19 protein-coding genes are annotated in these 20,421 nt (G+C 55.6%); 16 read left to right on the plus strand and 3 right to left on the minus strand.

The genetic code is table 11. From position 1 onward, the window contains the following. Window positions 1-561 (plus strand): phosphoglycerate dehydrogenase (locus B2W96_RS02420; RefSeq protein WP_293008197.1); only part of this gene is annotated, 561 nt, incomplete at its 5' end. Between the two features lie 56 nt (window positions 562-617). Here B2W96_RS02420 and B2W96_RS02425 read toward each other — a convergent pair. Then, a complete protein-coding gene (locus B2W96_RS02425) occupies window positions 618-1,274 on the minus strand; it encodes an NUDIX hydrolase (protein ID WP_293008199.1) in 657 nt (218 codons plus the stop codon). A 30-nt stretch (window positions 1,275-1,304) separates the two neighbouring features. After that, on the minus strand, window positions 1,305-2,195 hold the full coding sequence (locus B2W96_RS02430; protein ID WP_293008201.1) for a diacylglycerol/lipid kinase family protein: 891 nt from the start codon (window positions 2,193-2,195) through the stop codon (window positions 1,305-1,307). A gap of 178 nt (window positions 2,196-2,373) precedes the next feature. On the opposite strand from B2W96_RS02430, the gene B2W96_RS02435 reads away from it, so the two are divergent. The 7 genes from B2W96_RS02435 (at window position 2,374) to B2W96_RS02465 (ending at window position 9,892) form a co-directional block, all read left to right on the plus strand. Beyond that, window positions 2,374-3,660 carry an AI-2E family transporter gene (locus B2W96_RS02435; RefSeq protein ID WP_293008203.1) on the plus strand — a complete coding sequence of 429 codons (1,287 nt, stop codon included), beginning with the start codon at window positions 2,374-2,376 and terminating at the stop codon, window positions 3,658-3,660. 158 nt (window positions 3,661-3,818) lie between these two features. Next, on the plus strand, window positions 3,819-5,375 hold the full coding sequence (locus B2W96_RS02440) for an ABC transporter substrate-binding protein (protein WP_293008205.1): 1,557 nt from the start codon (window positions 3,819-3,821) through the stop codon (window positions 5,373-5,375). A gap of 46 nt (window positions 5,376-5,421) precedes the next feature. Further along, complete coding sequence (locus B2W96_RS02445; RefSeq protein ID WP_293008207.1) at window positions 5,422-6,366, plus strand: ABC transporter permease; 945 nt, start codon at window positions 5,422-5,424, stop codon at window positions 6,364-6,366. Further along, the gene (locus B2W96_RS02450) at window positions 6,363-7,196 is read left to right on the plus strand and encodes an ABC transporter permease (RefSeq protein WP_293008209.1); all 834 of its coding nucleotides are present in this window, start codon (window positions 6,363-6,365) and stop codon (window positions 7,194-7,196) included. Before B2W96_RS02445 ends, B2W96_RS02450 begins: the two co-directional genes overlap by 4 nt. Continuing rightward, entirely contained in the window at window positions 7,189-7,986 is a 798-nt protein-coding gene (locus B2W96_RS02455) for an ATP-binding cassette domain-containing protein (RefSeq protein WP_293008211.1), read from the plus strand. Before B2W96_RS02450 ends, B2W96_RS02455 begins: the two co-directional genes overlap by 8 nt. A gap of 65 nt (window positions 7,987-8,051) precedes the next feature. Continuing rightward, window positions 8,052-8,786: an ABC transporter ATP-binding protein gene (locus B2W96_RS02460; RefSeq protein ID WP_293008213.1), complete on the plus strand. Its 735-nt coding sequence runs from the start codon at window positions 8,052-8,054 to the stop codon at window positions 8,784-8,786. A 5-nt stretch (window positions 8,787-8,791) separates the two neighbouring features. Continuing rightward, entirely contained in the window at window positions 8,792-9,892 is a 1,101-nt protein-coding gene (locus B2W96_RS02465) for a DUF3810 domain-containing protein (RefSeq protein WP_293008215.1), read from the plus strand. Between the two features lie 423 nt (window positions 9,893-10,315). Here B2W96_RS02465 and B2W96_RS02470 read toward each other — a convergent pair whose 3' ends face one another. Then, window positions 10,316-11,044, minus strand: a complete 729-nt coding sequence (locus tag B2W96_RS02470; protein ID WP_349680126.1) for a FadR/GntR family transcriptional regulator — start codon at window positions 11,042-11,044, stop codon at window positions 10,316-10,318. 600 nt (window positions 11,045-11,644) lie between these two features. On the opposite strand from B2W96_RS02470, the gene dgoD reads away from it, so the two are divergent. The 8 genes from dgoD to B2W96_RS02510 all read left to right on the plus strand — a co-directional run bounded on the left by dgoD (window position 11,645) and on the right by B2W96_RS02510 (window position 20,359). Then, complete coding sequence (gene dgoD, locus B2W96_RS02475; protein WP_293008217.1) at window positions 11,645-12,793, plus strand: galactonate dehydratase; 1,149 nt, start codon at window positions 11,645-11,647, stop codon at window positions 12,791-12,793. Window positions 12,794-12,841: 48 nt separating this feature from the next. Then, a complete protein-coding gene (locus tag B2W96_RS02480; RefSeq protein WP_293008219.1) occupies window positions 12,842-13,789 on the plus strand; it encodes an ABC transporter ATP-binding protein in 948 nt (315 codons plus the stop codon). Continuing rightward, the gene (locus B2W96_RS02485; RefSeq protein ID WP_293008221.1) at window positions 13,786-14,487 is read left to right on the plus strand and encodes an ABC transporter permease; all 702 of its coding nucleotides are present in this window, start codon (window positions 13,786-13,788) and stop codon (window positions 14,485-14,487) included. The genes B2W96_RS02480 and B2W96_RS02485 overlap by 4 nt, the downstream gene beginning before the upstream one ends. Before the next feature lie 5 nt (window positions 14,488-14,492). Then, the gene (locus tag B2W96_RS02490) at window positions 14,493-15,956 is read left to right on the plus strand and encodes a GldG family protein (protein WP_293008223.1); all 1,464 of its coding nucleotides are present in this window, start codon (window positions 14,493-14,495) and stop codon (window positions 15,954-15,956) included. Beyond that, window positions 15,953-17,293 (plus strand): DUF4340 domain-containing protein, encoded by a 1,341-nt coding sequence (locus B2W96_RS02495; protein WP_293008225.1) that lies wholly within the window; start codon window positions 15,953-15,955, stop codon window positions 17,291-17,293. The genes B2W96_RS02490 and B2W96_RS02495 overlap by 4 nt, the downstream gene beginning before the upstream one ends. A gap of 77 nt (window positions 17,294-17,370) precedes the next feature. Beyond that, entirely contained in the window at window positions 17,371-17,889 is a 519-nt protein-coding gene (locus tag B2W96_RS02500; protein ID WP_293008227.1) for a TRAP transporter small permease, read from the plus strand. 2 nt (window positions 17,890-17,891) lie between these two features. After that, on the plus strand, window positions 17,892-19,181 hold the full coding sequence (locus tag B2W96_RS02505) for a TRAP transporter large permease (RefSeq protein ID WP_293008229.1): 1,290 nt from the start codon (window positions 17,892-17,894) through the stop codon (window positions 19,179-19,181). A gap of 71 nt (window positions 19,182-19,252) precedes the next feature. Next, window positions 19,253-20,359 (plus strand): DctP family TRAP transporter solute-binding subunit, encoded by a 1,107-nt coding sequence (locus B2W96_RS02510; protein ID WP_293008231.1) that lies wholly within the window; start codon window positions 19,253-19,255, stop codon window positions 20,357-20,359. Window positions 20,360-20,421: the final 62 nt, after the last annotated feature.

Raw genomic sequence — 20,421 nt, forward strand, 5'->3', positions numbered from 1 at the left:
CACTTTACCAAGGAAACCTATCACATCATTGACGCTGCCGCCGTCTCCAACATGAAGCGGGGTGCGCGGTTGATCAATCTGGCCCGGGGCGAGGTTGTGGACGATGACGCGGTGCTGGCCGCATTGGAGACGGGCAGGCTTTCCTGGTACGTGACGGACTTTCCCAACAACCGACTGCTGCAAAGCAAGCGGGTCACCCCCTTCCCCCATCTGGGAGCCTCCACCCCCGAAAGTGAGCAAAACTGCGCGGTGATGGCGGTGGACTCTCTGCAGGAATATCTGGAAACAGGCAACGTCCACAACAGCGTGAACCTTCCGCCGGTGAATTTTCCCCGCAGTGGATGCATGCGCATGTGCATTATTCACAGGAACATTCCCGCCATGCTCGCAAATATCACGAGAGTTCTGAGCACCGACGGGGCAAACGTGGCCAACATGAGCAACAAGTCCCAGGGCGCTTACGCCTACACTGTGGTGGATTTGGACTCCAAAATTGACCATATTCTAGTAGACGACGTGACGGCTCTGAACGGTGTTATTCGTGTCCGGATCATTGAATAATTGTAAAACCCACTGAAAAGCAATTTGCGGCGGAACCGTTTGGCTCCGCCGCAATTTTATTCGAAGCCACTTTCCTGCTTGGTCCATTCCGCTTCCGCCATGGTTTCAATCAGGTTTTTCACGATGCGCCCGGTCATGCCCCACACGGCCCGGCCCTCCCAGCGCCAGATGGGAACGTCCACCTCGCCGCCCTCCCAGTTATAGGGCGGGGAAACGCCCACCGCGTCATAGGGAAAGTCCGAGGGGCTTTCCGGCTCCAGCGTATAAAAGTACATCTCAGGGGGATTGCTGCGGAAAAATTCCAGCGGCACGGTGAATACCTCTGCCACCTCCGCCGGGGAGGGGCGCAGGGCGGAAAAGCCCGCCTCGTCCACCAGTCCCGGCACCGGCTGAAGGAAAAAGTGCCCCGGCTGGCAAAGATAGTCCGACCGGCCCAGCAGTTGAATGCTGCTTGGGGGAATGCATAGTTCTTCCTCCGTCTCCCGCAGGGCGCATTGCTCTGCCGTCTCCCCCGGTTCCATCCGTCCGCCGGGAAAGCAAACCTGACCGCCCTGACGGCGCAGCGTGGCGGCCCGTACCTCGAAAAGCAGATGCAGCCCATCCTCCCGCTGCACAAAGGGACATAGCACCGCAAATTCATTTTTCCGCCCCAAAAGCCCCGGCGTGTGGTCTCGCCAAAGGGCTTGAAGGGTTTTCACGTTTATTTCTTTCATTCTGCCAAATCCTTTTTCCCGTAAACTCCCTCAGCCCAGCAAAAAGGAGAGGGCCTGCTTTCGATTTTCAATGTCTACCACCGACACCGCGGGGGCATACTCTCCATCAAGGGACCACGGCACCTCGTCCTCTGTCTCCATGTGGATGGAGGATACATGGCGGAACACCAGCCCGCCCCGGTCATACTCTTGATTCAGCAGCGCCAGAATGAGGTTGTTCAGTTCGATGGGGGTTTTGGGGCTGGGGACAAGCAGCATTTCAAACTTTCCGTCGTCCAGCACCACCCGCTCCGGGTCCAGCTTCATCAGTCCGCCAATAGAGGTGGAGTTGCACACCGCGCCGAACAGGTATTCCCCGTCAAGCTGCTCTCCGTCGGCGGTGATGCGGAGCCGATAAGGCCGCAGGGTGTTTAAATCCTTCATGCCCTCCAATATATAGGCAAAGTGGCCCAAGGCGTTCTTCGCGTCCTGCGACGCGGTATACGCCGTGCGCACAAAGGCCCCGAAAGAGGCCACGTACACAAAATACCGCCGGTTCCATCTCCCGATGTCCAGCCTGCGGGCCTCGGCGGCCATGGCATTGCGGGCCGCCTGCACCGCGCCGCTGGGAATCCCGAGGCTTGCGGCAAAGTCGTTGGTGCTGCCCCGGGGGATATAGCCCACAATCGGCGGATTCTCAAGGCGCATCAGGCCGGAGACCGTCTCATTCAGCGTCCCGTCCCCGCCCACGCAGACCACCGCGTCGTAATTTTCCCCTTCCGCCGTCACCGTCTCCGTTGCGTCGCAGGCGCCCACGGTGTTATGAATTTTCACAAGATAGCCCGCGTCGGAAAAAACCCCCAGCGCGTCAAACAGCGGCGAGCGGGACTGCGTTTTTCCCGACCGGGGATTTACAATCAGAAGCAGTTTTTTATCCTTCATCGCGGGCCTCCTGTCTGCAAGCCATTAAGAATTTGTAAATAGTTAAAAAACAGGGGTCTTTGAACCCGCTGAAACAGTATAGCATGCCCCGCGCGGTATTGCAATTCTCTTTCTCCCCGTGTTACAATAATGAAAAATGGCTCGCAATTTGCGGCCGGAATAAAGGAGGCGAAGCCGCGTGCGGCAGAGCAGATATTGGAAGGTAGGCGTCACCGTATTTTTGACCGCGGCGGCGATTCTCCTGTTTTACGACGTGCTGTTTGGGCAGCGGGCCGCCGTGGTGCTGGTGCTGCACCTGTTCACGGCGCTGGAACCGATTCTTTACGGAGCCTTGATGGCTTATCTTCTGGCCCCCGTGGTGGATTTTTTCGACCGCCGCATTGCCCGGGGCCAGCGTGCCATTCTTAGGGGGGACGGTTCTCTTCGGGCCACCGGCGTGCGGGCTGTAAGCCTGCTTATGACGTGGATTGTCATCACCGTCTTTACCTATCTGCTTTTAAGCATTCTTCTGCCTCAGGTCTATAAAAGCATCCTGCGGCTGATCGCAAACATGGAAAACTACTATAATACCATCAACGTCTGGATTGCCGGACTGCTGGAGCAGAATCCCTCTCTGGAATCCTGGGTCACGGCCCAGTTGAACGTGTACTATAAGGACCTTTCCACGCTGATTACCGATCAGGTGCTTCCTCAGGCGCGGAATCTGATGTCCGCCGTGGGCGGCGGCGTGCTTTCGGCGCTGAACCTGCTGAAAAATCTGCTGGTGGGCGCCATCGTCTCCGTGTACCTGCTGGCCACCAAGGAGCGCTGCGGAGCATATGTCCGCAAGCTGGTGTGCGGCTTCTTCCGTCCCTCTCAGGCAGGTTGGATTTTCCGGGCTGTGGGCAAGGCCGACAGCATTTTCAGCGGCTTTGTCCGCGGAAAGCTGCTGGATTCTTTAATCATCGGTATTCTCTGCTTTATCTGCTCAAGTCTATTCAAGTTCCCCTATGCGCCGCTGGTGTCTGTCATCGTGGGTGTGACCAATGTGATTCCCTTCTTCGGCCCCTTCCTGGGCGCGATTCCCAGCACTTTCCTGATTCTGCTGGACTCTCCCATCAAGGCGCTGTATTTTGTGATTTTCGTGCTGGCCCTCCAGCAACTGGACGGCAACGTGATCGGCCCCAAGATTCTGGGCGACCGGACAGGCCTTTCCAGCCTCTGGGTCATCATTGCCATTCTGGTGGGCGGCAGCTTCTTCGGCGTGCCGGGGATGTTTTTCGGTGTGCCCGTGTTTGCGTGCCTCAATACCTTTGTGGAGTTTTTAGTGAACAGCCGCCTGAAAAAGCGCGGGATGCCGATCAGCCCTTCCTCCTACTTGGGCGAAACGCCTGAGGCGAAGGCGGTTCCCCCGGCGAGGAAGCAATCGGGGCCGGAGGAAGCGCACAGCCCCGAGCAAAGCCCGGAAGAGCAGGAGAATCCGTAAAATTTTCTTGCAATTACGGGTGAAATCGTGTAAAATACGGCCTTGCGGAACGTTTTTCTAAACGGCCCGCAAGGCCCCTTTTTTGGACAAAACTGAATAGGAGCCAAAATTTTTCAAACCCGGTGGACCCATTGGGCCGCCAGGGGAAGGAGAAAGCAATGAAACAGCGTATTTTGGCAGGATTTCTGGCGACACTTCTTTGCGCCGCACTCTCCGGTTGCGGGGGCGGCAGCAGCGCAAGCGATTCGACAGGAGGACAAAGCACGGGCGGAAACGGCCCGGCGCCCGCGACGGATTCCATCACCGTGGGCATTTCCCAGGATTTAGACGAAAGCCTTGACCCACACCTTACGGTATCGGCAGGGACCAGAGAAGTCATGTTCAACGTATTCGAGGGGCTGGTAAAGCCCACTCCCGACGGGGATCTGATCGACGCGGTCGCCAGCCACCACGAGGTATCAGCCGACGGAACGGTGTACACCTTCACGCTGCGTGAGGGCGTGACGTTCCACAACGGCGCGGCGGTGAGCGTGGACGACGTGGTTTGGTCCATCGAACGCTGCGCCGACGCCGGTGAGGGGAAAGCCCCGCTGGTGGAGGCGTTTTCTGCTATTCAGTCGGTAAAGGCAACGGACGAAAAAACCGTGGTCATCACGCTGAACACGGCGGAGAGCGAATTTTTGGCGGCACTTACCACCGCCATTCTCCCCAAGGACTACGACGCGCAGGCCACGGCTCCCGTGGGCACCGGGCCCTTCAAATTCGTCAAGCGCGTCGCCGGGGACTCCATTGCCCTTGAGCGGTTTGACGGCTATTGGGGAGAGAAACCCGCCATGAAAAACGTGACCTTTAAAATATTCGAGAGCGGCGACGCGATGGTGCTGGCCCTGCAAAGCGGGGCGCTGGATCTCTGCGCCCATCTCACGCCCACACAGGCCGCTCAACTGGGAGACGGCTTTCAGGTTTTGAATGGCACCATGAATCTTGTTCAGGCGCTATATCTGAATAATGCAGTGAAGCCGCTGGACGATCTGCGGGTGCGTCAGGCCCTTTGCTATGCTGTGGACAAGCAGCAGGTGATTGGTCTGGCGGGCGACGGGACGGGCAAGCCTCTCGGTTCCAGCATGTACCCGGCGTTTGTCAAGTATTTTGACGATTCCGTCACCGACTATTATACCCAAAACCTTGAAAAGGCCAAGGCCCTGCTGGCAGAGGCCGGGTATCCAAACGGGTTTGACCTGACCATCACCGTTCCCTCCAACTATCAGCCCCATGTGGACACGGCGCAGGTGCTGGTGGAACAGCTTAAGGCAGTGGGGATCAACGCAAAAATTGAACTGGTGGACTGGAGCACCTGGGTCAGCCGGGTCTATACCGACCGGAACTACCAGTCCACCGTGGTGGGCGTGGACGCCAGCAGCATGACCGGACGGGCCATGCTGGAACGGTTTACCTCCGACTACGGCAAAAACTTCGTGAATTATGCCAACGCGGAATACGACGCTTTGTTTAAGCAGGCCCAGTTGGTTTCCAGCGCAGGCGACGACACGGAGCTGGTAAACCTCTACAAGCAGATGCAGGAAAATCTGGCGGCCAACGCCGCCAACGTCTACTTGCAGGATTTGGGCGATCTGGTGGCCGTCCGGGCAGGGCTGGACGGGTATCGGTTCTATCCCATCTACGTGATGGACCTCTCCGGCGTAAAGGCCGGATAATTGTGCAAGCTTGCGCACACCCGGAGACGGAAAGGAGGCGGCGGCCTTGAAATACGCGGCAAAAAAACTGGCGGCGCTGCTTGCGACCATGCTGGCTGTCTCCTTTCTGGCCTTCGCGGCATTTCAAGTGGTGGCGGGGGACCCCGCCACCGACCGGCTAGGAACGGAGGCCACGCCCCAGCGGGTGGCGGAGCTGCGCCATGAAATGGGGCTGGACCGCCCCTTTCTGGTGCAGTACGGAAGCTGGCTTGGGGGCTTTGTCACGGGCGATCCGGGACAGTCCTATTCCGGCGGACCTGTTGCAGACCTGCTTTCCGCCCGTCTTCCGGTAACGCTGACGCTGAGCCTGATGGCCTTTGCACTGACGCTGGCGTTGGCTTTACCTTTAGGCCTTCGCTCCGTGCGACGGGGCGGGCGGCTTGAGGGCGCGGTAACCACGGTGGCAAACCAGTTTTTGATGGCTCTGCCCCCGTTTTTCACCGGCATTTTGCTGACATGGCTGTTCAGCATCCTTCTGCATTGGTTTCGCCACGGGGCCTTTCCCGGCTTCAGCGTAGATGCGGGCGGGTCCCTGTGGTATCTGCTGTTTCCCGCCGTCGCCCTTGCCATCCCCCGGGTGGCCCAGACGGTAAGGATGCTCCGCAGCACCGTGCTGGCGGAGATGGATAAAGACTATGTGCGCACCGCCATTGCCCGGGGAAACGACCGGTCGGGGGTGCTGTATCGCCATGTTCTGAAAAACTCTCTGGTGCCGGTGGTCACCTTTTTGGCCCAGACCATGGCGGAAATCGTGGCGGGAAGCATCGTGGTGGAGCAGGTGTTTAACCTGCCGGGGCTGGGGCGGCTGCTGCTCACGTCCATCGCGGGGCGGGACTATCCCACGGTGCAGGCCATTGTGGTAATTCTGGCCCTGTGGGTGGTGCTGGCAAACACCGCCGCGGACCTGATCAACCGCTTCATCGACCCAAGGCTTGGAGGTGCGCGGACATGAAAATGCTGCAAAAGGCCGTTCGTGCCCACCGAAACGCCTGCTTTATTGCAGGCTGCATCATAACGGGTGTTCTTCTGGCCCTGATTCTGCTGGGCGCGGTGTGGACGCCCTACGATCCCACCGCCATGCGCGGCAGTGAAACCCTGCTGGGCCCTTCCCTTACCCATTTGTTTGGAACGGACAACTTCGGACGGGACATTTTCAGCCGCGTCCTCAAGGGCGCGGGATTCACCGCTTTGGTGGCCGGGGGAACGGTGGCAATCGGCGGAATCTTCGGCACCCTGATTGGGGCGCTGACCGGGTATTTTGGCGGCGCGGTGGACGAGGCGCTGATGCGCCTGAACGACACGATTACCGCCTTTCCCAGCATTTTGCTGGCGCTGGTGTGCGTGGCGGTGTTCGGCTCCGGAAAATATCAGGTACTTCTGGTGCTTGGGATTGTGTTTATCCCCAGCTTTGCCCGGGTGTCCAGAACGGCGTTTGCCGCCCTGCGGGACGCGAACTTTGTCCAGAGCGCCCGGCTGATGGGCGCGGGCAGCGCGCGCATTCTCTTTGTTCATATGCTTCCAAACACGCTTCATATTCTGCTCCCCGCCCTGACCATCGGGTTTAACAACGCGGTGCTGGCGGAGGCGTCCATGAGCTTTCTGGGCCTTTGCGGCCAGCCGCCAGAGGCATCTCTCGGCGCGCTGCTCTCCGAGGCACAGGGGATGTTTGTCACCGCCCCGTGGTACGCGCTCTGCTCCGGCGGAATGATTGTGGCGCTGATTTTCGGCGTGGGCCTCATCGGCGAGGGGCTTCAGGACGGAAGGGGGGAGCGGAATGCTTGAAATCCGGGACCTTCATGTAAAGTTTCACACCCGCAGCCGGGAGGCGGTGGCCGGCGTGTCCCTCGCCATTGCCGACGGGGAGATTCTGGGTCTTGTGGGGGAGTCCGGCTCCGGAAAATCCGTCACCGCCATGTCGGTGGCGGGGCTGTTGCCCCGGAAGCAGTGCAGCTATTCCGGCGACGTGCTGCTGGACGGACAGGACCTGCTCCACGCGGACCGGGCCGCCCTGCGGAAAATTCAGGGCCGGGACATCGGCGTGGTGTTTCAGGAGCCGCAGTCCAGCATGGACCCGCTGATGAAGATTGGGCGCCAGATTGAGGAATGCCTGTATCTCCACACGGATATGAACCCGGCGGAGCGCCGCGCCCGGGCGCTTTCCGCCATGGCGCGGGTGGAGCTGCCGGAGCCGGAAACGCTTTATGACAAATACCCCCACCAGCTTTCCGGCGGTATGCTTCAGCGGGCGATGATTGCCGCAGCAGCCGTGATTCATCCCAAGCTTCTGCTGCTGGACGAGCCGACCACCGCGCTGGACGTGACCATTCAGTCCCAGATTCTGGAGCTTTTAAAGCGGCTGAACCGGGAATACGGCATGTCCATGCTGTTCATCTCCCACAATTTGAACGTGGTCCGCAGGATTACCTCCCGGGTAGCGGTGATGCAGACCGGGGTGATTGTGGAGTCGGGCGCCACGGAGGCGGTCTACTCCAATCCCCAGCACCCCTACACAAAAAAGCTGGTGGCCGCCATTCCCTCCCGGAATAAGCCTGATTTCGATTCCAATGTGTAATATTTTGACTTGATATTTCTATTTGTGATAAAAAACACCCGTATTGACGGAGGGAGGGTTCCACGATGACCGATCAGCCTGCCCTGTCCGTCCGCCATCTTACCTGCGGGTATGAGAACGGCGGCGGACTTCTGGGAAAAGCAAGGCGCCGGGAGGTGCTGCACGACGTCACCTTCGACGTGCGCGAGGGAGAGATTCTCGGTCTGGTGGGAGAATCCGGCACGGGAAAATCCACTCTGGCAAAGGCGATTCTGGGCATGATCAAGCCTGACTCCGGCGAAATCGTCCACTACACCAAGCGCCCCCAGATGATTTTTCAGGACCCGTACAGCTCTTTGAATCCCGCCTATTCCGTGGCATGGATTCTGGAGGAGCCTCTGCGGATTTTCGGCAAATACAACACTTTGGAGCGGGCGCAGCGCGTGCGGGACATTCTGGACCGGGTAGAACTGCCCGAGGAGGTGCTGGACGCGAAGCCTGCGGAACTTTCTGGCGGGCAGCGCCAGCGTGTGTCCATTGCGGCGGCGCTGATTCAGCGTCCCAAATTTTTGGTGGCGGATGAGCCGGTGTCGGCCTTGGACGTGACGATTCAGGCCCAGATCCTGGGTCTTTTAAAAAAGCTGAACCAAGAGCTGGAGCTGAGCTATCTGTTCATCTCCCACGATTTAAACGTGGTGTATCAGCTCTGCGACCGGGTATTGGTGATGAAGGACGGACGAATTGTGGAGCAGGGGACGGTGGAAGAGCTGTTCGGCACCCCCAAGGAGGACTACACCCGCCGTCTGCTCGCCTCGGAGTGACGAATATGAAACCATTTTTTCTGCGGTACAAAAAGCTGCATCTTTGGCTTGGGGCGGACTTGCTGCTTCTGGCGGTCTTTTTTGCCGTCCGGTGGAACGGCGCGTGGATGACCGCCCTGACGGAGCGGGTGACGAATCCCTTCCGCCGCCTGCTGGGTTCTTTCAGCTACCGGGTGAATTTTTCCGTGATGGAAGTCCTGTGCGGATTGCTGGTGGTGTTTGTTGCCGCCTACCTCATATTGGGAACCATTGCCGTCCTTCGGAAGAAGGAGGGCCGGGGCCATCGGGCCTACGGCGCTTTCCTAGGGGCCGTGTGCACGGGGCTGACCGTCTGGCTGGCGTTTTGCTGGCTGTGGGGCGTGCAGTACCGGGCGGACGGCTTTCAGGCCAAATCCGGTATTGTCGCCGAGGATGTGTCTTTGGAGGATTTGACCGCTGTCACCCAGTATTTCGCGGACCGGCTGGCGGAAACGGCGGGACAGGTTCCCCGGGACGAAAACGGCCTGTTCTCTATGTCCACAGAGGAAATTTTGAAAGAGAGCGTCTGGGTCTACGACCCGGTTTCAAAGGAATTTCCCTTTCTGTCCTTTGACGATGCGCCGCCCAAGGCTGTTTATTTCTCCCGCGTGATGAGCATGCTGGATTTCACAGGATTTTACTGTCCCCTGGTTGGGGAAAGCAACGTGAATGTGGACAGTCCCGCCGTGTTTCTGCCCTCCACCGTGGCCCACGAACTGGCCCATCAGCGGGGCTTTGCCTCGGAGCAGGAGTGCAACTTCATCGCGGTTTTGGCCTGCACCGTCTCCGGTCTGCCGGAGTACGCCTATTCCGGGTGGCTTTTGGGCTATGTACATCTGGGAAATGCCCTTTATCAGGCGGACCCGGCCCGCTGGCAAAAGGTCTATGATGGGCTTCCCGACACCGTACGGGCGGATTTGGCGTACAACAACGCCTACTGGGCGCAATTTCGCGATTCCGCCGTAAAAAAAGTCTCCAACAAGGTCTATGATGGGCTTTTGAAGGGCTATGGCGACGAAAACGGCATGAAGAGCTATGGCATGGTGGTGGACCTGCTGACGGCCTATTACAAAGAGTCCTCCGCCTGATTCGGCCATCTGAAAGAGGATCGAAAAATGAACGGAAGCCCATTCCCTGCGCCAGCTCCACGCAGGCTGTTGGATGCTCCCCCGTTTATAATTCCAAACGATCCAAAAGTATTGCATCCCGGATAGTTCCTGACAGGCTGAGAGCGCCTTGTTTTACGCCCCCCTTTCCCTCTCTGTTTTTACAGTGACGGGAGCGAAGTCCAATTTTCAGTCCCCTTGAACCACCCATGTAAACCTGTAATAAAAAGCGTAAAATACGATTAAACCTTGCCCGCAAAATTGGTGTAGGCATCAATTTGCGCAACTGATTCTGCCTCACCACAGATACATGCATGGAGTAAGTGCCCATTGCATTGGAGACAAAACAAAGCCGTTTCAAAAGCAAATGCTTTTGAAACGGCTTTAAAGCGCCCAGGGCAGGGTTCAAGGGTTTTCACTTGATAATTGCTGTTTGTGCGCTTTTTTGTATTCCTGCTTGATCACATTCCGATTCAGCGCCAAGTGCATGGACATGGCAGCCCGCGCCCCCATGGAATCCCAGTCGGCGATACAGTTTACCACCTGCTCATGGGTTTCAATGGTTGCCTCCAGCAGCTCTTTACGAGTGATATTCGCAATCAAAATGACTGCCGCATCAATGATGGGCATCAGCGGCGCCACCACCATATTATGGGAACATTTGGCAATATAGGAATGAAATATCACGTCTTCATTCAAATAGTCCTGCCCTGCTTCAATTTTTTTGCGGACAGCATCGCTGTATACTTTCAAAAGCGCGGCTTCCTCATCTGTACGATTGAGCGCAGCCATCTCGGCAATCGTTGGCTCCAGCATCATCCGCACATCCGTGAGGTCTAATGCCAGTTGAATTTTATCCTCAACTGCTTTCAGTCCCAGCGGATCCTCCCGGAGTGGCGTTGTGGAGGAAACATATGTGCCGGAACCGTGCTTAACATGCAGAACGCCGCGTGAAACCAACAGTTTCACCGCTTCACGAATCGTCCCGCGGCCAACATCAAACCGATCCGCCAACTGGTATTCATTTGGAAGCTTCGTACCAATCGGCAGCCCCTCATCAAGAATATACTGAAAAAGCTTCTCTTCTATCCGCTCAGTAAGTGCCCGCGTCTTAATGCTGGATAATTCTCCCATATTATCCTCCTTCAAAACCAAACTGAAGCCTTTAAGCTTTTTAATGACACAACATTGTGCGGCAAATTCCGAAAAGCGTCGGCCCGGCAACACACTGCACAGTCTGACTGAATGGCTGTCTTGCACACAGTATCGCTGAAAAAGACGAGCGTGTCAAGCCCCACGTTTCCGTCCGGCCTGTGGAGCAGCGCGGGACGCCCTTTCTGGGTTTCCCGCGCTTATCTTTTCTCCCCGTTGCGACAATTTTTTCAAAGCAGGACACAGCGGGATCAAAGGACATTCAGCGGAAAAGAATACGAGAAGGGTTTAAACGCCCAAAGTCATCGGATGTCTTTTCAGTCAAAAAGCGCAAGCAAGACCGCTTCAACGCCAAAAAAGGCAAAAATAATTGATTTTTTGGTGAAACACACAAAGCAAGCAAAAAATTTAAGTAAAAAGTAGAAATGATTTTAGACAACTTGTGTCGGCTTTTTTTGAAATTTATAATTAGAACGCGAACATACGAGAAATAATTTGCCGCATTCCAGTAAGGCTGTACATATTCTGGCTATGCAACGGCTTCCCCATTGCGGAGAGAAATAAGGAAAGTGTGGTCATTCTATGAAAATCACTGCTGTCAACGCCTATTACGTCCGTCCCAGATGGGGCTTTGTAGAAATCGAAACTGACGAAGGCTATACCGGCTGGGGTGAAGCTGTCCTGGAGGGACACGCAGACGCTGTTTTGGCTTGCGTGAACGAGTACAAGTCCTATCTGATTGGGCAGGATCCCTCTCGCATCGAGGACCTGAATGCGACTATCTATCGCGCCGGGTTCTACCGCGGCGGCGGCGTTTTGATGAGTGCACTGTCCGGTATTGATCAGGCGCTTTGGGATATTAAGGGGAAGCTTTTCAACGCCCCTGTTTACGAGCTGATGGGCGGCAAATGCCGCGACAAGATCCGCGTGTATTCCTGGATCGGCGGCGACCGTCCCGCTGATACCGGAGCAATGGCCAAGGAGCGCATGGACGCCGGGTTCAGCGCCATCAAAATGAACGCTACCGAAGAATTGCAGATGATCGACTCGTACGAAAAGGTCGACGCTGTTTTAGAGCGTGTGGCCGCTATCCGCGAGGCTTGCGGCAAGTACTTTGGAATTGCTATTGATTTCCACGGCCGAGTGCACAAGCCCATGGCAAAGGTTCTGGCCAAAAAGCTTGAGGAGTTCGACCCCATGTTCCTCGAGGAGCCCGTCCTGTGTGAAAATATGGAGTGCTTCAAGGAAATCGCCGCCTGCTGCAACATCCCCATCGCAACCGGCGAGCGTCTGTTCACTAAATATGACTTCAAGCGTCTTTTGCAGGCCGGCGGCGTGGATATCATCCAGCCGGATCTGAGCCATGCCGGCGGCATTACCGAGGTCAAGAAGATTGCCTCCATGGCCGAGGCCTATGACGTTGCTCTGGCTCCTCACTGCCCCTTGGGTCCCATCGCACTGAGCGCATGCCTGCAGGTCGACGCCACAAGCTACAACGCTGTCATTCAGGAACAGTCCATCGGCATTCATTACAATGTCGGCAAGGAAGTTCTGGATTATGCGCTCAATCGTGAGGACTTCCAGTTTGTGAACGGTTTTACGAAAATGCCCACCAAACCCGGTCTGGGTATTGAAGTTAACAAAGCATTGGTTCTGGAAGAAAACGAGCATCCCCACCAGTGGAAGAATCCCGTCTGGCGCCATGCGGACGGCTCCGTGGCTGAGTGGTAACTTTTTTCAATAATTTGCTCATTGCGTAGCATACAGAGGCGGATTCACATGATGATCGAAGCCACACATCTGACAAAACGATATGGTACAGCCAACGCACTGTTCGATGCGAACTTTACTATCGAAAAAGGTGAAATTGTGGGATTTTTAGGCCCTAACGGAGCCGGGAAATCTACCACGATGAATTTGCTTTGCGGATATCTGACTCCCTCATGGGGGCAGGTTCGGATTGCCGGCGCAGACATGGCAGAAAACCCGTTGGAGGCCAAGCGGCACATCGGCTATCTGCCGGAGGTCCCGCCGCTGTATATGGACATGACCGTGGCAGAGCAGTTGGAGTTTGCCTGTGAGCTGCGGGGGCTTCGGATAAAAAAGTCTCTCCTGCGTGCGTACATTGATAATCTCTGTGCCCGCACGCAGGTTTCGGACACCCGGGATCGCCTGATCCGAAACCTGTCCAAGGGCTATCGGCAGCGTGTTGCCGTCACGCAGCTGCTGGTAGGCGATCCGGAAATTCTCATTTTGGACGAGCCCACCGTGGGGCTTGATCCCCGGCAAATCCGAGAATTTCGGGATTTATTGAGCGACCTGAGCCGGGAGCACACGATTATTCTCTCCTCCCATATCCTCTCGGAGATTAGTTCCATTTGCGACCGTATTCTGGTGTTTTATGAAGGAATGCTTATTGCAGACGGGCACCCCCAACAATTGCAGGAGCAGCTATCCAAATGCCGTGTATTGGAAGTGGAGATCCAAGGTGACGCCGAAGGCGTCGTTTCACTGCTTCGCAATCTCCCTGATGTGTTGACGGTAAAGGAGCAAGGCTCCGGGATTTATCAGGTATCCCATCGGGTCAGCACGGATATCCGCAGCGCTTTGTACCGTGCACTGCGTACCACTGAATATGAGCTGCTGATGATGAAGCCGGAAGAGATCTCGCTGGAGAGCCTATATCTCCGCATTACCGAAAATGAACAGGAGACGACAGAATTATGAGTGCTGTATATCGCAAGGAGATGCGTCAGTACTTTCATTCCGTCATCGGATATGTGTTTCACGCCATCTTCCTATTTATTAACGCCTTCTATTTTTTGCTGCAAAATCTTTTGCCCCGCAGCGGTGATATTACAGACTATTTTCAGGCGACGATCACGCTGGAAATGTTTCTGATGCCCATGCTGACGATGCGGAGCTTTTCAGAGGAAAAGAAGCAAAAAACAGACTTGCTCTTATACACCATGCCAGTGGATTGCTGGCATGTGGTGCTGGCAAAATTTTTGGCAGCCGAAAGCATGTTGCTGCTGGGCCTTTCGGCAACGCTGGCATTTCCCATCATTCTGGCTCTGTGCGGCAGCGTGCAAATCTGGATTACTCTGGGCAATTATGTCGGCATTATCCTGCTGATGAGCACATTTATCGCCATCGGGATTTTCGTCTCCGCATTGACGGAAAACCAGATTGTTTCCGCGATTTTTTCCTATGTCCTGATTTTTGTTCTCTGGTATTCCTACGGACTTGGTTCTGCTATCCAGAGCCCGGTGCTGCTGGCGCTTTTCAACAAGCTGTCCCTGATGCAAATGTATTATGAACTGGCTCTGGGGATTTTGAATCCTGCCGGCATCGCTCTGAATTTGGCAATCACGGCGATCTTCCTGCTTTTGACCACCGCAGTCGTGCGGGGAAGGAGGGGGTGAGCGCTGTGGAACATCAAAGAAGAGCCAACCGCGGTGTGATTCCTGAAGAGGTGCAGCGTCAGGCCCGGAAAGAAAGCACGCTTCAGATCACCTGCCTGCTTCTGTCCATCGCTGTGATCATCGGTATTTACAGCATGATCAGCGCAGCGACAGACCGTTTTTCCTGGAAATTGGACCTGACAGAAGGTCAGGTATTTCGCCTCACCGATACAACCAAAAGCGTTCTTTCCGAGTTAAATGATACAGTGACATTTACCTATTGTAATGATCGCTCTGATGCAGACACCAATCTGAAGGAAGTGCTTAGCCGCTACGCTGCCGCTTCTCCAAAAATCGATGTGAGCTATGTGGATCTGGACGCCAACCCCGCCATGGTGGAGGAGTATGGGCAAAAAGACATTGCGCTCAGTTCTGACGGAATTCTGGTGACCTGCGGCATCCAATCCCGCTTCATTTCGTGGAGCGAGCTTTATGAAATGCGTACCGCCTCCTCGGGGGACGAGAACCAAAGTTATTCCATCACCGGTCTGAAAGCCGAGACCATGCTGACCTCCGCCATCGTTGCTGTCAGCGAACAGGATTGCCCCGGTGTCGCCTTTACCGCAGGCCATTCCGAGGATGACAGTGAGACCCTGCGGAATCTGGTGGCAAACAGCAACTACGAAGTGTCTCAAGTGGTGTTGGGCGTAGAGGAACTCAACGAAAACGTTGAGGCAATCATCATTGCCGGCGCCAAGCGCGATTTCTCCGACGCAGAGTTAGAAATTCTGGATGCGTTCATGGCCCGGGGCGGCAATCTGTGTATATTCCGTGATCCGGAAATAAACAGTCTGCCCAATCTGGACGGCTATCTGGCTGATTGGGGCATCTCCGTCACAGATCAAATCGTACTGGAGCCCCAGCAGCAAATGGACAGTCCTCTGAACATTATTCCGAATTTTGGCGTCAGCATGATCAATGTCTATTTCTCCGAGCATTCCACCTATTTGGTGCTGCCGGAGTGCCGGGCATTGGAACTGAGTAACGCCAACGCCAGTATTACCAACGCAGTGCTGCGCTCCACCTCTGCCTCCTATGCCAAAGGATTCTCGTCCATGAGTTCGCTGATGCAAAGCGCGGAGGATGCGTCAGGCCCCTTTACCGTGGCTGCCACCGGCGAGCGCAGCTTTACCAATGGCGACGGCGAAAATGATACCCAGTATGTGTTTGCCGCAGCCTGCACGGGCTTTTATCAGGAGCGTTACCTCAAGACGGAAAGCCTTGGCAATGCCGACCTTGTCCTGCAAGTTCTCTCCCAGATGACGGACAATGAGGTAACACTGAATATCCCGACGAAAAACCTGACGGCTGACAGCTTATCCCTCACGCGGACCACAATCATCCTGTTTGGAGCTTTCTTTGTGGTCCTGCTGCCCCTGAGCCTGCTGCTGATAGGTCTTTGGGTGTTCCTGAAAAGGAGGCACTCATGAAAGCAACCAAAAAAACATTGTTTGGGCTGATTTCGGCTCTGATGGTCTGTATTGCGGGCACGCTTCTGCTGACCTTTGCAGGTCGCGGTGAGGCGGCAGCCGACCAAGACCCCACGTACTACTTTACTTCCTATGCTTCACCGGAAATTGTGGTGTTGGCGAATCTGGAAAACAGCACCGGCAGTGTGGTGCTCGCCTCTGTCAACGGAACCTGCTATGCGCAAGGGGATATTCAGCTAGATGCCGATGCTGAAGCGATATCGGACTTTTTCAACACCGTGTACCGGTTACCGATGAAGCGCCTGCTGGACGGAGCAGATGCCTCTGATTCCCAGTATGGGCTGACAGCGCCCCAGGCCGAAATTCTATTGCAGGATTCTGAAAAAAACGGCATTCTTTTCCGCGTGGGCAATGCCACGCCGGACGGCGAGGGATATTACGCCTGCCTCAGCGGCGATGCGCGGGTATTTGTCATGGATCGCGCATATGCCCAGGTGCTTCTGGACAATGTCGATCGCTTTTTTGACCTGAGCTTGTATCCCTCTCTGGACGGGGAGCGCATCAGCACCTTGCGCAGTCTCTCTGTGCAGCGGAACGGGGTTCTTGCCTATGAGGTTCATGCGTCCTCGGATTCCAAGGACAGCAGCTCCGTGTTCCTCTCCATGACGGCGCCTTATTCTCTGGTTTTAGGAATGAATCAGGCACGAAACGAAATTTTGATGCCGCTGGGTGCATTGGCCGGCGTGGATGTCATTCCCCAACCGGACGAGTTATCAAGCTATGCGCTGTCAGATCGCAGCAACTGCTTCACGCTGACTTATCAGGACGGCACCTCCGCTGTGATCCGGGTGGGAAAGCAGGTGGGCACCGAAACCTACGTTCTGTGTGAGGACAGCGGTCTTACAATGCTGGTGCCCACCGCCAACCTCTCTTTCTTTTATGATACCGCGCTGCGGGTTGTGGGACAAAATCTGGTAGAGGTATCCATGGGAGATCTCGCCTCCTTGCAGATTGGAAATGATATTTATCGGATTTCCGGAACCGCTCCTGCGCTGGATGTAACGCTGAATGGTGCAGCGCAATCTCTTGAGAAATTCCAAAACGGCGTTTATGCCGTCCTGAATCGCATTTCCCTTCTGGGTGAATGGAATGGCCCCAAGGCGGGCGAGCCGCTGCTTGAGATGTCCATGCAAACCGGGCAGATGGATGAGACTCTGCAAATGACCTATGCTTTCTTTTCCTTGGAAGGGAACCGCTGTGGTATTGCGGTAAATGGTCAGCCCGCATTTCTATGCAGTCAGTCAGCCGTACAGCAGCTAATCGACGCCACCGCCTGAATGCAACTGCACTTTTTTCAGTGATCCGCCGCGCCCGCGGCTTTCATAAACTTAAAAGAAAGGATTCCAAGTAAATTATGAGTGTTTTAAAAAAAATCAACAATGGGCTGATGGCATTTATTAAGGTTGTCTTGATTGGCGCCGGTACCTTGATGACCGGTCTGGTAATCATGAACGTAATCCTGCGTTATGTCTTCAATTCCGGCCTTTCCTGGTCCGAGGAGGCCTGCCGCTTCCTATTCATCTGGGTCACTTTCCTTGGCGCGATACTGGCAAATGATACCGCGCTCCACGGCGAGCATATGCGAATGGACTTCGTTGTTGAAATGTTCCACGGAATTCCTCGTAAGATCGTGGAGGTCGTCGCCCTGCTGCTGGTACTGGCGATGCTTGCCATCCTGTTCATAGGCGGCATTGAACTGGTGCAGGGGACATGGCCCATGCTGACTTCTGCTCTCCGCATTCCCAAGGGTGCTGTTTATCTCTGCGCCCCCCTCGGTTTTGGCTATATGTTTATCCAGACTCTGGTGAAGCTTGCAAAAATTATTACTTTCAGCAACGAGGCGCTGGAAACTGCAGATACGGAGGCTGAATAAGAATGTTAGCTGTATTTTTGATCGCCCTTTTCGGCTTGGTCATCATTGGCGCTCCCATTGCGTTCTCTCTGGTGGGTACCGGTTTCTTCATGATGCTCACACAGTCCCTGAGCCGCCCCTCCGCATGGTCCTTCTTTACGCTGGCCCAAAAATTTGTCAACGGCACAGACAGCGTACCCCTGCTGGCCATCCCCTTCTTCATGATCGCCGGTGAGATCATGACCCGCGGCGGCATTTCCCGTCGTATTGTTGATTTTGCTTACTCCGTGCTGGGCCGCTTCAAGGGTGGTCTGGGTTACGTGGGCATTCTGGCTTCTATGATCTTCGCAGGCGTGTCCGGCTCCGCCGTGGCTGATACCACCGCAGTCGGCTCCATGATGCTCCCGATCATGGAAGGCGCTGGCTATGATAAAGCCAAGTCCACCGGAATCATCTGCGCCGCCGGCTGCATTGGCCCCATCATTCCCCCGTCCACCCAGATGATCTTCTACGGCGTTTGCGCAGAGGTTTCCGTTTCCGCTCTGTTCCTGGGCGGCATTGTCCCGGGCATCTTGATCGGCATCGGCCTGATGGTCGCATGGTTCTTTCATGTCCGTAAGCGCAACTATCCTGTTGGACCCAAGACCAGCCTGTTCGGCATCTTCAGGGCCACTAAAGAAGCCTTCTTTGCGATCTGCCTTCCCGTGTTCATCATCCTGTGCATTACCACCGGCATTGCTACCGCTACCGAAACTGCCGCTCTGGCTGTTTTGTACGCACTGATCGTCTCGGGCTTTGTGTATCGTGAATTCAAGTTTAAAGAGTGGCCTCACCTGATGATCAACGCCATGAAGTCCACCGCTGTCATGATGTTTGTTGTCGGTTCTGCACAGGTGGCCGCTTACATGGTCACCACCTGTGCGATTCCCCAACTGCTGGCCAAGGTCATTCTCTCTATGACCAACAGTCCTGTCACCTTTATGCTGCTGGTGAACCTGCTGCTCATTCTGGTCGGCTGCGTCATGGACTCCGGCCCCGCTATCATGATTCTGACTCCGATCTTGTTGCCTATCGCCAAAAGCTTTGGCCTGGATCCCGTTTACTTCGGTGTTGTCATGGTCGCCAACCTGTGCATTGGTCTGGCCACTCCCCCTGTGGGCAACGTGCTGTACTGCGGCGTATCCCTGTCCAAGGTTAAGCTGGCTGATCTGATCAAGGCCAGCCTGCCCTTCGTCGGCGTGATGTATCTGGTCCTGCTGGGCATCACCATGTTCCCGGAGCTGATCCTGTTCGTGCCCAATCATCTGGGCTGATATCCACCTTTTGAAATGCGCGGGTTTTTTATTCTCCCGTTCATAAATATTTTACTTTAGGAGGAAACACCATGAAAAAGAATGTTCTTGCACTGCTGCTGGCTCTGTCCATGACTGCCTCTCTGGCCGGTTGTGGCCTGGCCGCAACCAAAACTCCCGCCGGCAGCTCCGGCGCCAGCACCTCCACCCCCGCCACCGGTGAAAGCACCGAGGTTGGCCCTTACGGCTCTTCCGCCGAGACACAGGGCAAAACCAATCCCATCGTTGTGAAGGTTTCCAACGGTGCCGGCGAGACCTCTCCCGGCGTCAAAGCACAGTTGTCTGTGTTCGCTCCCATGGTCGAGAACAACTCCAAGGGCAACATCGGTGTTGAGGTTTACTCCGGCGCTCAGTTGGGCGACGACACCACCGCTACCGAGATGGTCGTTGCCGGTCAGTTGGAGATCAACAACACCTCTACTGCCCCCCTGGTGGGCTATGTGCCCGAGCTGGGTATCTTCGACATCCCCTTCCTGTTCAATGACGAAACCGAGGCTGACAAGATTCTGGCTTCCGTAGTTGGTGAATACCTGAACGCCAAGCTGGCTGACAAGGGCATCATCAATCTGGCATGGAACGAAAACGGTTTCCGTGAGCTGACCAACAGCAAGCACGCTGTTGCTTCTGTTGCCGACGTTGCCGGCCTGAAGATCCGTACCATGGAAAACAAGTTCCATCAGGAGCTGTGGAACAGCCTGGGCGCTGCTGCCACCCCGATGTCTTCCTCCGAGCTGTACACCGCTTTGGAGCAGGGCACTGTTGACGGCGAGGAGAATCCCATTCCAAACTTCTATAGCTATCAGTTCCAGGAAGTCCAGAAGTACATCACCATGTCCAACCACATTTACAGCCCCTTCCTGTTCGACATGTCCAAGAAGATCTGGGACACCTATGATGCTGACACCCAGGCCATCCTGACCGAGGCTGCAACGGCCTTCGGCAAAGAGGAGAAGGCCATCAATCGTCAGGCCGCTGCCGATAACCTGCAGTCCTGCATTGACGATTACGGCATCGAGGTCACTTATCTGACCGATGAGGCCAAGGCCGAGTTCGTGGAAAAGACCGCCCACATTCGGGATATGGTCGCTCAGGATACCGGCTCCGAAATCATGGACCTTTTGAATCCTGCTAAGGGTTAATGTTCACCGCTTCGTATGAAGCCGTTCTTTCGTAATCAGACTGGCCCGGCAAATGCCGGGCC

This window comes from Oscillibacter sp. UBA6647, assembly GCA_002455655.1.
GTDB lineage: Bacteria > Bacillota > Clostridia > Oscillospirales > Oscillospiraceae > Oscillibacter.

Excerpts from the sequence above, each read along its gene's own strand:
- B2W96_RS02480 (WP_293008219.1), top strand. The coding sequence starts at position 12,842 with ATGATGATCGAAGCCACACATCTGACAAAACGATATGGTACAGCCAAC.
- dgoD (WP_293008217.1), top strand. The coding sequence starts at position 11,645 with ATGAAAATCACTGCTGTCAACGCCTATTACGTCCGTCCCAGATGGGGC.
- B2W96_RS02495 (WP_293008225.1), top strand. The coding sequence starts at position 15,953 with ATGAAAGCAACCAAAAAAACATTGTTTGGGCTGATTTCGGCTCTGATG.
- B2W96_RS02460 (WP_293008213.1), top strand. The coding sequence starts at position 8,052 with ATGACCGATCAGCCTGCCCTGTCCGTCCGCCATCTTACCTGCGGGTAT.
- B2W96_RS02440 (WP_293008205.1), top strand. The coding sequence starts at position 3,819 with ATGAAACAGCGTATTTTGGCAGGATTTCTGGCGACACTTCTTTGCGCC.
- B2W96_RS02510 (WP_293008231.1), top strand. The coding sequence starts at position 19,253 with ATGAAAAAGAATGTTCTTGCACTGCTGCTGGCTCTGTCCATGACTGCC.
- B2W96_RS02425 (WP_293008199.1), bottom strand. The coding sequence starts at position 1,274 with ATGAAAGAAATAAACGTGAAAACCCTTCAAGCCCTTTGGCGAGACCAC.
- B2W96_RS02500 (WP_293008227.1), top strand. The coding sequence starts at position 17,371 with ATGAGTGTTTTAAAAAAAATCAACAATGGGCTGATGGCATTTATTAAG.
- B2W96_RS02505 (WP_293008229.1), top strand. The coding sequence starts at position 17,892 with ATGTTAGCTGTATTTTTGATCGCCCTTTTCGGCTTGGTCATCATTGGC.
- B2W96_RS02455 (WP_293008211.1), top strand. The coding sequence starts at position 7,189 with ATGCTTGAAATCCGGGACCTTCATGTAAAGTTTCACACCCGCAGCCGG.
- B2W96_RS02470 (WP_349680126.1), bottom strand. The coding sequence starts at position 11,044 with ATGGGAGAATTATCCAGCATTAAGACGCGGGCACTTACTGAGCGGATA.
- B2W96_RS02430 (WP_293008201.1), bottom strand. The coding sequence starts at position 2,195 with ATGAAGGATAAAAAACTGCTTCTGATTGTAAATCCCCGGTCGGGAAAA.
- B2W96_RS02450 (WP_293008209.1), top strand. The coding sequence starts at position 6,363 with ATGAAAATGCTGCAAAAGGCCGTTCGTGCCCACCGAAACGCCTGCTTT.
- B2W96_RS02465 (WP_293008215.1), top strand. The coding sequence starts at position 8,792 with ATGAAACCATTTTTTCTGCGGTACAAAAAGCTGCATCTTTGGCTTGGG.
- B2W96_RS02485 (WP_293008221.1), top strand. The coding sequence starts at position 13,786 with ATGAGTGCTGTATATCGCAAGGAGATGCGTCAGTACTTTCATTCCGTC.